Source organism: Microcoleus sp. B7-D4, assembly GCF_036705125.1.
In the GTDB taxonomy this organism is placed as follows: domain Bacteria; phylum Cyanobacteriota; class Cyanobacteriia; order Cyanobacteriales; family Microcoleaceae; genus Microcoleus.
Map to the genome: position 1 here is coordinate 21,079 of NZ_JAUBTT010000027.1, position 10,509 is coordinate 31,587.

Below are 10,509 nucleotides of genomic sequence, written 5' to 3' on the forward strand. Positions count from 1 at the left end.
GGGAGGGGAATCGCTAATTATCGTAGGGTGTGTCGCTGCGAGATTTTCGCTCTTTTTGAGGATTTTTGAGGGCGACGCACCTTATGCCTAATTCTTGTAAGGTGCGTCGCTGCGAGATTTTCGCTTTTTTTGAGGATTTTTGAGGGCGACGCACCCTACGGCTATACTGTTCTTGAGAATGCAAGGCGGGCGGGACAGCCGACAAGATATTTCATCCATCTTGCACCATTAATTGTGAATCAAGCTGTCAGAGGCGGGCGGGACGCCCCACAAGAACATTTAACTTTTATGGAACAGGCCGTCCAGCCTGTTAAGCGAGATTTGTGCATGATTTCAGAAAGACAAATTTTCTTAAGATTTGCGATCGAGACTCTGAACTATAATTAAAAGTAGAGAAATTTAAACAAATCGCGGCACTTGCAAATTGGCAAGACCTGAAAGAAAACGTGGCTGGTAAATTCCTATTTTGTAATACATTGATACAACTCCCTGCCTAGGCGGAAAACTAGCAGGGAGTTTTGTGTTTTTCACACAGGAGATGAAACAATGGCTATTGCTACTATCAACCCGGCAACGGGAGAAACGCTGAAAACTTTCGAGCCGATCGCGGATGAGGCAATCGAAGCTAAGCTGGAATTAGCACAGCAAGCTTTTAACAAATACCGCCACCTGCCGTTTGAGCAGAGAGCTCTGTGGATGCAGAAAGCTGCAGACATCTTGGAGCGCGATCGCGAAATTTACGCTGAAATGATGACCCTGGAAATGGGCAAAACGCTCAAATCTGCGATCGGCGAAGTGGAAAAATGCGCCTTAGTTTGTCGCTATTACGCCAAAAATGCCGCTCAATTTATGGCAGACGTACCGGCAACCACTGACGCTAGCAGCAGCTTTGTCCGCTACCAACCGCTAGGGGCTATTTTAGCCGTCATGCCGTGGAATTTCCCATTTTGGCAAGTTTTTCGGTTTGCGGCGCCGGCGCTGATGGCGGGCAATGTCGGCTTGCTCAAACACGCTTCCAACGTGCCGCAGTGCGCTTTGAAAATAGAGGAAATTTTCACGGAAGCGGGCTTTCCCGAAGGCGTTTTTCAAACTTTGTTAGTGGGCGCCGACAAAGTAGCTGATATCGTTGCGGACGATCGTATAAAAGCAGCAACTCTCACCGGTAGCGAACCAGCGGGTGAAAGTTTGGCAGCAAATGCGGGCAAAAACTTGAAAAAAGTTGTACTGGAATTAGGAGGAAGCGACCCATTTATTGTGATGCCCAGTGCCGATTTAGCAGCAGCTTTATCAACTGCTGTGACATCCCGGATGCTCAATAACGGTCAATCTTGCATCGCCGCCAAACGCTTTATTTTAGCCGAAGATATCGCAGACGAATTCATCACAGGATTTGTCGAAAAAATCGAGCAATTAAAAGTAGGCGATCCGATGTTGCCAGAAACCGATATCGGCCCTTTAGCTACTCCGGCAATCCTCAAAGACTTGGACAAGCAAGTGCAAACTTGCATCCAATCGGGAGCAAAACTTCTGACAGGCGGCCGCGCATTGTCAGAGAATGGCGGCAATTTCTACTTGCCAACTATTCTGGCAGAGATTCCCCCGGAGGCTGCTGCGCGTCAAGAAGAATTTTTCGGGCCTGTAGCTTTAGTATTCCGGGTTGCAGGCATCGATGAGGCGATCGAACTGGCAAACAGCACATCTTTTGGCTTGGGTGCGTCAGCTTGGACTACAGTAAGAGAAGAGAGCGATCGGTTTATTTCCGAACTAGAAGCAGGCGCCGTATTCATCAACGGCTTAGTAAAATCAGACCCCAGATTGCCCTTTGGCGGCATCAAACGCTCCGGTTACGGACGCGAATTGAGCATCCAAGGAATGCACGAATTTGTTAACATAAAAACAGTGTGGGTGAAATAAGCTCCCACTCTATCAACCGATCGCACAAATCTACATAAGTCTGCGTTTATCTGCGTTTACCTGCGGTTAAAAATTCCCATCTAGTATTTTGGCGATCGGTTGAAAAAGAAAGACCCAAAACCCCCATTAACCGAGGAGAAAAACGGAAATGAACACAGCTCAACTATTGGTAAAATGTTTAGAAAATGAAGGCGTCGAATACGTCTTCGGACTTCCTGGAGAAGAAAATTTAGAAGTTCTAGAAGCCCTGAGAAACTCTTCAATTAAATTTATTACTACTCGCCACGAACAAGGCGCCGCTTTCATGGCAGACGTTTACGGTCGTCTCACAGGCAAAGCCGGCGTTTGCTTGTCTACCTTGGGCCCGGGCGCAACTAACTTAATGACAGGAGTTGCTGACGCCAACTTAGACGGCGCTCCTTTAATAGCAATTACCGGACAAGTCGGCACAGACAGAATGCACATAGAATCGCACCAATATTTAGATTTGGTGGCCATGTTTGCGCCAGTTACTAAGTGGAATGCTCAAATTGTTCGCCCCAGCACGACGGCAGAAATTGTCCGCAAAGCCTTTAAAGTAGCTCAAAGTGAAAAGCCGGGAGCAGTTCACATTGACTTACCTGAAAACATCGCAGCCATGCCTGCTGAAGGACAGCCGCTCACCAAAGACAACCGCGAAAAAACTTTTGGCGCTTACCAAAGCTTGAATAAAGCCGCAGTGGCAATTTCCAAGGCAAAAAGTCCTCTGCTTTTAGTAGGAAACGGCGCGATCCGCGCTAACGCCAGCGATGCTTTGACACAATTTGCTACTCGATTGAATATTCCCGTAGCTAATACTTTCATGGGCAAAGGCGTAATTCCTTACACTCATCCTTTGGCGCTTTGGACGACGGGCTTGCAAAAACGCGATTACATTAGCTGTGCTTTTGAAGAAACGGATTTAGTGATTGCTGTTGGCTACGATTTGATTGAATATTCCCCGAAGAAGTGGAATCCTGAAGGAAAAATTCCGATTATTCATATTGGAGCTCTGCCAGCAGAAATTGACAGCAGTTATATTCCTCTTATAGAAGTTGTGGGGGATATTTCTGATTCTCTCAATGAAATTTTGCAGCGTGCCGATCGCATGGAGAAAGTAGACCCTTTTGCTAAGCAATTGCGGGCGGATATTCGGGCTGGGTACGAACAATATGCAGCCGACGACGGTTTCCCGATCAAGCCACAAAAACTCATTTACGATTTGCGGCAAATCCTGGGCCCGGAAGATATTCTTATATCTGATGTGGGAGCTCACAAAATGTGGATCGCGCGGCACTATCATTGCGATCGCCCGAATACCTGTTTGATTTCCAACGGCTTTGCGGCGATGGGAATTGCGATTCCGGGTGCGGTAGCTGCAAAACTCGTTTATCCCGATCGCAAAGTAATAGCAGCCACCGGCGACGGCGGTTTTATGATGAATTGCCAAGAGTTAGAAACTGCTTTGCGAGTCGGTACTAATTTTGTGACGCTGATATTTAATGACGGCGGTTACGGGTTAATTGAATGGAAGCAGCAAGATTATTTTGGTCATTCCGATTTCGTCAAATTTGGCAATCCCGACTTTGTGAAATTTGCCGAAAGTATGGGTTTAAAAGGCTATCGAGTGGAATCTGCAACGGATTTTATTCCGATTCTGAAAGAAGCCCTTGCTCAAGATGTCCCTTGCGTGATTGACTGTCCGGTAGACTATCGGGAAAATGCGCGTTTCAGTCAATTATCTGGGGATATGAGTTGCAATTTGTAATAGTAGCTAGAGCTCCGGCTTCTTTAATAAGTCGGGGCTCTAATAATGGACATTCTTCGAGATAGAGTTTTGTAGCTTGTTTAAGATTGGCGATCGCTTATTCTATGGTTTCGCCTTGGTCAACTGTGCCGATTTCTGGACATTCGGCAATGTATCTATCTTCTTCTTTGTAAATGATGCCTGTGAATCTGTGAGTGTTCATAATGTTTTTGCTTCCATTTAGATAACGCTCAAGCTAGCATCCGGGCGTGAGCAATTTCTCTATCACCTATGAGACGGACTTGGGAGCTAAAGAGTGAAATAATAGCTAATGTTTTCCCCGTCAAGGTAACAAATTCTACTTCATATCCTACCCCACCTTGATGTACTAAAACAACTGTGCCAATATCGCCTTGGCTTAATTTTTTTTCGGGGATATCAATTGTTAAAACAATGCTGTCAAGTTCTTGAATCATTTTATTTTTTAATCTGGTGGATAGGCACTTACTAGCCTGGGAGTGTCGCCTCCGGTTTCAATAAACCAAACAGAACGCACAAAGGGTTTTCTGCCATCTGCTGCTAGCATTTCTCCTTCAATAACGTACCGACTGCCAAAAGGAGATTCTTCAATTTTAGCTAATTCATGGTCTGCGGCATGACGCAGCAAGGCAGTTGCCATGATTTCCCAAGCATCAACTGAAAAACCAAACCGTAAAAAAAATTTTGCTTTGCTTTTCCCGTCGCGGTGGGTGAGTGAGAGCAGATATTCGGTAATTTTCTTTTCAGGAACGACTGCTCTTTCATAATTGGGCAGTTTCAAGCACTCTCTCCAAAGCTTACTCTTGTATATTAACCAGAGTTGAGGCGATCGGTCAAGCAGGGGCGATTCCCTACGGGATAGCTGCGCCGCGCGTGCTTTTTGACAAGTTGGGTTGGGATGGGCGATCGCTAAACTTATCAGGTAATTATGGTAATCTAAAAGTTAGGTAACTAGGACTGGCAAGAATGGAGGAATGTGACAACACAATTTTTCTGTCCATATCTCGATAGCGAGGTTGAACTCACTGAAGAGCGAGAACTACATATTGTTGATACACATCCCGATTTGCTACCATCTTATCAGGAAAGAATTGCTAAAACTCTAGCTGACCCAGATGAGGTTCGATGTGATTTACGTTTCGGCAATACTTTTCTATTTTCACAGCAGTATGGTAAGGGTCGCAAGGGTAGGTATGTTGTAGTAGCTGTTGTGAATGATACAGTTCCGAGAGAGCGCTATTGGATCGTGACAGCTTACTTAACAAAAAATGTTACCCAAGGAGAGATAATATGGCAGAAAAACTAACTTTTAAATACGATGCTATTGGGGATATTTTGTACGTCAATAAATGTTCGCCTTATGCAGAGCAAGAATCGCAAGAACTAGAATATGGAATTGTGGCTCGTCTCAATCCTGACACGGAGGAAATTGAAAATCTGGAAGTTATGTTTTTCTCAAAGCGGTTGCGAGAGAGTAATGTATTTGAATTACCGATTGTGGGTGAGTTGCACTTGAGTTATAAGGTTTAGAAAAGACTGCATGAGGTCATTATTCGGCACTGTTTGCTAGAATTATTTAAGTCAGCTCTAAGGAGGCCTATGACTCAAGCTATCTCAACAAAAAATGAATATCAAATAACTGTGAGTTCTCCAGTTTGGCAAAGAGTTGAGCAAATTGCCGCCGAATTTAACTTGTCAGTTTCTGAACTATTGGAACAGATAGGCGAAGGTCAACTCAAAGTTGTTGCGGTTCCAGGTAATTCAGTAAAAGTGAGTGAGCAAGATATTGCCAATGCTTTTATTTGGTTAGCCGCCCAAACTAATGTAGCAATCAACGCCTACAAGCTACAAAAACTTATGTATTACGCTCAAGCTTGGTATTTAGGAGTTTACGGCAAGCCACTATTTGATGCAGATTTTCAAGCAGGGATTCACGGGCCGGTTATTCCTGATTTATTAGAAAAGTATCAACGACAATTTAGTGGGGAACCAATTACAGAGAAAATCGAACAACCGAAACTTCCCCAAAAAATCGGGGAATTTATCGAGGAAGTTGCTGATGCTTATTTTGAGTATGATGATGCAACTTTGGAACGAATGATTTGCAGTGAAATGCCTTGGCAGGAAGCGAGAGGAGATTTGCCGAGAGACGAATCTTGTGAGGGGATTATTTCTCACGAATCGATGAAGAAATATTATTCGGGCCGTTTCTTCTCTAAAGAATAAGCTCCGAGGCATTTAAATTGCACGACCGAATACAATTAAACTTTTGTGGGGTGGGCATCCTGCCCGCCCTAAAGATATAAGTTAAATGCACAACAGCTTATAAGGGCGATTCCCTACGGGATAGCTGCGCCGCGCGTGCTTTGTGACAAGTTGGGATGTAAGGGCGATCGCGCTTTCTCAGATTCAAGTATTCGGATTAGCTGTGGCCTTCGTGATTTAGCGGATAATCAGACCAAAATCCTTACGGATTTCTGCCAATTGTTTTACCCAAGTATTAGAAGCATAAATCCCTTCCTCTTCCTTCTGGTGAGCGTTTGCAATTTGCTTCTCAATCTCTCCGTAGAGTTTTGTTTCCACTTGTCGGAGTTGTGATATCAAATCCGGTAGCATCGGAATTAATATTACCCATTGCTTTCGAGACGGCGCCGTGCCTATTAGTGTCAACAGTTAACACTCAACCATTCAGTTTTTCGACCCGCCCGTCAACAGTCAACAGTCAACAATCATTCCGGTGGCACCGGAATTGAGATCAAATCTAATCACTTCAAACCCAATAATAAGGCGATTCCGCCGATCGCACCAACTACCCCCAAAACAGCCCGAATGCTCACTTTTTCGCCCGCCAGCACGGCTAAAGGCAGGATAAATAGGGGACTGGTAGAACTGAGTGTTTGAGCGATTGCTGCGGGTGCATATTTCAGTGAAGTCTGTTGCAGGAAAATTCCGAGATAGGTTCCTAAAAAAGCTGCCAGAATTATTGCAGCTAATATTTTGGAGGATTTTAATTGTTTGAAACTGTCAAGGTTTGTTGGCTTCAAAAAGCACAACATAACTGCCATACCACCGCTCAAACGCAAGGCGGCTGTCCACAGGGGATCAATATCTATTTGAGTGAAGGCGGCGCGGGATAAAATTGCTCCAGCGGCGTGGCTTGTTTGTCCTAATAAACTAATACCTAATCCCTGCCAAATATGTTTTGATGATAAGGTTGTTTCGGCTGTTCGTTCTGCAATTACCCACGCTACGCCGCAGATAGTTAAAAGAATGCCAGTACAAGCAATGGCCGATAACTTTTCTTGCAAAAAGATTAAGCCGAATAAAGCTGTTAAAGGGGGAGATAGGGTTTCTAAAAGCAGCGTTCGCCTCGCGCCTAAATATTTTAATACGATAAAGAAAGCGGTGTCTCCGATGCCAATTCCTAGCCCGCCGCTGATGAGCAGCATTGCTAAAATATTAGGGTTGATTGCGGGTAAGGGTTTGCCTAATATTAGTACAGTGGCAAGGAGCATGAAAAGGGCGATCGCGCCTTTGAGCAAGTTTAGCACGACTGCGGGGAGTTGCTGTCCCACTCGCTGCCAGATGGTGGAAGCTAGAGCCCAGACAAGTGCAGCGCCTAAAGCGGCGATTTCACCCATAAAACTTGTCATTAGATTGGAGATTTTAGTTGTAGGGTGCGTGACAGCGACGGGCTTTGACTCGCGGCGAGGAAACTCAGGACGGTCACGCACCAAAAAGCTATTAAATCATATAAAATCCGGTTGATTCAGATGATTTAGAAGTCAGGTGCGTGACTGCAAATGTTTTTGCTTCGACGGTGAGCTCGTCGCTGTCACGCACCCTACAGTAAGTGTTGACGGTTGACTGTTGTCATTAGTTACCAATTCGCAATTGGCAATTCGCAATTCCCCATGCCCCATGCCCGATTCCCGATTCCCGATGCCATATAAATTAGGGTTCCAGACTTATCATCTGGAACCCTAGATTTATTAAGCTTTTCTAGTAGTGGGCGGGGAGAGAATCGAACTCTCATACCTTTCGGTGTCAGATTTTGAGTCTGATGCGTCTACCAATTTCGCCACCCGCCCTTTTGGGTTTCACCATCATAACACACCGATCGATTTCTTGCAAGCAAAGATTCATAATCTTTTGAACTTGCCCAACGATCGATCTCTCTGGCGCGCAATACTGGTACAGGATGGGACAACTGAGCCGTCTGAGCTTGTTTGAGCATTTCTCCCAGTTGAGTGCTGCTGAGGTCGTCGTAGGCCCGCGCCTGCGCCAAAAACGCATCGACATTCAGTTTGGAAGCTAAAGTCGGCGAACCTCCGGCCAGTTTCATCAGCACCGATGCTACCACTTTTGGGTCTTGGGTGGCGAGCAAGGCGGCGCGATCGCACGTAAATTCCGCACACCGCAACCATTCCAACATTTGCGCCTGCAAACCCTGCGCCAGCACGGCTCCCACAGGCGAAATTTGACCGGCCGCCAACACAATTAAATTAGCCAGAGTCAGGTAAACTCCGTGCTCGCACTTCAAATGCCCCAACTCGTGAGCAATTACTGCCTTAACTTCCTCGTCTGTGAGCAAATCAATCAGAGAAGTGTGCATCACCACAAAAGGCTGCTTTCCCCGCATCGCAAAGGTGTAAGCATTTGGCATCGGATGCTGGCGGACATAAAGCTGCGGCGCTTCCAAATCCAGAGTTTTGCAGGCATCCAACAGCAATTGATGCAGGTGGGGCAATTGATTTTCGCCGACTTGGACGCTGGAAGCCAGATTTTCCAGCATGAAAAACTGTTCGCCCAGTTGTCCCAGCAACTGCCGCACGATCAAATCCAGACCGGGCAGTTGTTTGAGAGTGCTGGTGGCTTCCAAGTCTAGCGGGTGGCGAAACTGGTCTGCTTTTAAACCGATGAGCGGTATGTTCGACATTGTAGTGATTATTCCTTAGTCAACAGTTAACCGTCAACAGTTAACCGTCAACAGTTAACCGTCAACAGTCAACAGTCAACGGTCAACTGACTAATTAACAGTTTAAACCCGATCGCACTGGATTGACAGGAGCCTCAGCAGTCGCCGGGTCTGTACCCTCTTTGACGCGCCGCAACTTAGCTCCCAATTTTTGCAGTTTCACCTCTAACTGCTCGTAGCCGCGGTCTAAGTGCTGCAAGCTGCTGATGGTGGTGACACCATCGGCGGCAAGTCCCGCTAACACTAACGCCGCCGAAGCCCGCAAATCTGTTGCTACTACCGGCGCACCCGACAGCCGCGACACTCCGCGCACAATCGCTACATTGCCTTTAAGGCGAATGTCCGCGCCCATGCGGTTGAGCTCTGCTACGTGGCGCAAGCGATTTTCAAACACGGTTTCTTTGATCAAGCTGTCGCCTTCGCTCAGCGTCAGCAAAGCCATAAACTGAGCTTGCATATCTGTGGGGAAACCGGGATAAGGCAGAGTTTCGATGTCTGTGGCCGAGTGAGTTTGGCCGGGAACTATCCGCAAAATGTCAGGGGCTTCTGCAATAATTTTCGCCCCAATTGTCTGCAATTTGGCAATGACTGCGGTCAGGTGGTCGGGAATTACCGGCGACAAACTGATTTCCGAGTGAGTGATGGCTCCGGCTACTAAAAATGTTCCGGCTTCAATGCGATCGGGAATAATTGAATAGTCTACCGCGTGCAGCTTGGGAACTCCCGAAATGACGATCGTATTCGTGCCAGCGCCTTGAATTTTTGCTCCCATTGCGCGGCAGAAATTCGCCAAATCTGCGACTTCCGGCTCTTGAGCCGCATTTTCAATCACGGTTTCTCCTTCAGCCAGAGTCGCCGCCATCATCAAAGTTTCAGTTGCGCCGACGCTGGGGTAGTCCAAATAAATTTTGGCTCCTTTCAGGCGGCGGTTCGGCCCTTTGACGTAAGCGTGAACCGTGCCGTGGTCGATGTGGACTTCGGCACCCAGGGCTTGCAGACCGCGAACGTGGAGTTCAACGGGTCGCGCACCGATGGCACACCCACCGGGCAAGGGCACTTTGGCAAATCCCAAACGTGCTAGCAGTGGCCCGATGATGAAGAAGCTCGCCCGCAGTTGGCTGACTAATTCGTAGGGGGCTTGAGCGTCTATGAGGCTGCTGGCGTTGATGTCTAAAACGTCGCCGTGCTGCTGTAATTTGACTCCTACAGCCGAGAGAATTTGCCCCATGCGGGCGACATCGACTAGACCGGGAACGTTGCGGAGACGGCAATCCTCTGGGCATAGCAGGGCTCCTGCCATGACGACTAAGGCCGAGTTTTTGGCGCCGCTGATTTTGATATGTCCTTTAAGGGGCTGGCGACCCCAAATTTGCAATACTTGTTGGTCGCTTTCAGGTGAAGCTGACAGGTTAGATGAGTTCTGAGCTGGTGTAATGGGTTTGCCCTCCATAATTCGCTTCGTTACTTTATACATTATTAATTTTGGTTCGATTTTACCGGAAAGTTTTTATATGTCTAGGGGTAACATTAGGAATTCCGGGAATTATATTTGCTGGGATTCAATCGGGACAAGGCTTTCAGGTTTAATCGCATAAATAATGTCGATCGAGTCTCATGAAATTATTTGTATCAAAATTTACGTTCATCTGTAGCGGTCGCTCGGATCGCAGATGTTGTACTTTTGTCAACGATCTTTTGAAGTAAAAGCCGGCTGGGTTGTTGACGAAGGTGTAAGATATCGGTTCGATCAACAATGCTAGAAAGTTAACACATTGTCGATCGCCCCATTGCCTGTGCTACCCTGTGACAACAA

At 46.6% G+C, this 10,509-nt stretch carries 12 protein-coding genes and 1 tRNA gene; 6 read left to right on the forward strand and 7 right to left on the reverse strand.

Annotated elements, in window-relative coordinates:
* The first annotated feature begins 129 nt into the window (after positions 1-129).
* The 3 genes from QUB12_RS13095 (at position 130) to QUB12_RS13105 (ending at position 3,700) form a co-directional block, all read left to right on the forward strand.
* Positions 130-387, forward strand: coding sequence for a hypothetical protein (locus QUB12_RS13095; RefSeq protein WP_333142688.1), 258 nt, complete (start codon positions 130-132; stop codon positions 385-387).
* A 159-nt stretch (positions 388-546) separates the two neighbouring features.
* Positions 547-1,914: an NAD-dependent succinate-semialdehyde dehydrogenase gene (locus QUB12_RS13100; protein WP_333307077.1), complete on the forward strand. Its 1,368-nt coding sequence runs from the start codon at positions 547-549 to the stop codon at positions 1,912-1,914.
* Between the two features lie 148 nt (positions 1,915-2,062).
* Positions 2,063-3,700: an acetolactate synthase large subunit gene (locus tag QUB12_RS13105; protein WP_333142690.1), complete on the forward strand. Its 1,638-nt coding sequence runs from the start codon at positions 2,063-2,065 to the stop codon at positions 3,698-3,700.
* A 230-nt stretch (positions 3,701-3,930) separates the two neighbouring features.
* Here QUB12_RS13105 and QUB12_RS13110 read toward each other — a convergent pair whose 3' ends face one another.
* Together QUB12_RS13110 and QUB12_RS13115 are read right to left on the reverse strand one after the other, a co-directional pair.
* Positions 3,931-4,155, reverse strand: coding sequence for a DUF4926 domain-containing protein (locus QUB12_RS13110; protein ID WP_333053374.1), 225 nt, complete (start codon positions 4,153-4,155; stop codon positions 3,931-3,933).
* Positions 4,156-4,163: 8 nt separating this feature from the next.
* Positions 4,164-4,499, reverse strand: coding sequence for a DUF6883 domain-containing protein (locus tag QUB12_RS13115; protein ID WP_333142691.1), 336 nt, complete (start codon positions 4,497-4,499; stop codon positions 4,164-4,166).
* Positions 4,500-4,694: 195 nt separating this feature from the next.
* On the opposite strand from QUB12_RS13115, the gene QUB12_RS13120 reads away from it, so the two are divergent.
* The 3 genes from QUB12_RS13120 (at position 4,695) to QUB12_RS13130 (ending at position 5,944) form a co-directional block, all read left to right on the forward strand.
* Positions 4,695-5,024 (forward strand): hypothetical protein, encoded by a 330-nt coding sequence (locus tag QUB12_RS13120; protein WP_333142692.1) that lies wholly within the window; start codon positions 4,695-4,697, stop codon positions 5,022-5,024.
* The gene (locus QUB12_RS13125; RefSeq protein ID WP_333142693.1) at positions 5,009-5,248 is read left to right on the forward strand and encodes a DUF2283 domain-containing protein; all 240 of its coding nucleotides are present in this window, start codon (positions 5,009-5,011) and stop codon (positions 5,246-5,248) included. The genes QUB12_RS13120 and QUB12_RS13125 overlap by 16 nt, the downstream gene beginning before the upstream one ends.
* Before the next feature lie 69 nt (positions 5,249-5,317).
* Positions 5,318-5,944, forward strand: a complete 627-nt coding sequence (locus tag QUB12_RS13130) for a type II toxin-antitoxin system antitoxin SocA domain-containing protein (RefSeq protein ID WP_333142694.1) — start codon at positions 5,318-5,320, stop codon at positions 5,942-5,944.
* Positions 5,945-6,160: 216 nt separating this feature from the next.
* Here the strand turns inward: QUB12_RS13130 and QUB12_RS13135 are convergent, their stop codons facing one another.
* The 5 genes from QUB12_RS13135 to murA all read right to left on the reverse strand — a co-directional run bounded on the left by QUB12_RS13135 (position 6,161) and on the right by murA (position 10,170).
* Positions 6,161-6,388: a hypothetical protein gene (locus tag QUB12_RS13135; RefSeq protein WP_333142695.1), complete on the reverse strand. Its 228-nt coding sequence runs from the start codon at positions 6,386-6,388 to the stop codon at positions 6,161-6,163.
* A gap of 95 nt (positions 6,389-6,483) precedes the next feature.
* Positions 6,484-7,359: a DMT family transporter gene (locus tag QUB12_RS13140; protein WP_333307079.1), complete on the reverse strand. Its 876-nt coding sequence runs from the start codon at positions 7,357-7,359 to the stop codon at positions 6,484-6,486.
* 368 nt (positions 7,360-7,727) lie between these two features.
* Positions 7,728-7,809 (reverse strand) — tRNA-Leu (locus QUB12_RS13145).
* Complete coding sequence (locus QUB12_RS13150; protein ID WP_333307081.1) at positions 7,788-8,657, reverse strand: M48 family metallopeptidase; 870 nt, start codon at positions 8,655-8,657, stop codon at positions 7,788-7,790. Before QUB12_RS13150 ends, QUB12_RS13145 begins: the two co-directional genes overlap by 22 nt.
* A gap of 94 nt (positions 8,658-8,751) precedes the next feature.
* Complete coding sequence (murA, locus tag QUB12_RS13155) at positions 8,752-10,170, reverse strand: UDP-N-acetylglucosamine 1-carboxyvinyltransferase (RefSeq protein WP_333142699.1); 1,419 nt, start codon at positions 10,168-10,170, stop codon at positions 8,752-8,754.
* Between the last annotated feature and the right edge of the window lie 339 nt (positions 10,171-10,509).

Coding starts and splice junctions, on each gene's coding strand:
- QUB12_RS13100 (WP_333307077.1), top strand. CDS start 547: ATGGCTATTGCTACTATCAACCCGGCAACGGGAGAAACGCTGAAAACT.
- QUB12_RS13105 (WP_333142690.1), top strand. CDS start 2,063: ATGAACACAGCTCAACTATTGGTAAAATGTTTAGAAAATGAAGGCGTC.
- QUB12_RS13110 (WP_333053374.1), bottom strand. CDS start 4,155: ATGATTCAAGAACTTGACAGCATTGTTTTAACAATTGATATCCCCGAA.
- QUB12_RS13125 (WP_333142693.1), top strand. CDS start 5,009: ATGGCAGAAAAACTAACTTTTAAATACGATGCTATTGGGGATATTTTG.
- QUB12_RS13130 (WP_333142694.1), top strand. CDS start 5,318: ATGACTCAAGCTATCTCAACAAAAAATGAATATCAAATAACTGTGAGT.
- QUB12_RS13140 (WP_333307079.1), bottom strand. CDS start 7,359: ATGGGTGAAATCGCCGCTTTAGGCGCTGCACTTGTCTGGGCTCTAGCT.
- QUB12_RS13150 (WP_333307081.1), bottom strand. CDS start 8,657: ATGTCGAACATACCGCTCATCGGTTTAAAAGCAGACCAGTTTCGCCAC.
- murA (WP_333142699.1), bottom strand. CDS start 10,170: ATGTATAAAGTAACGAAGCGAATTATGGAGGGCAAACCCATTACACCA.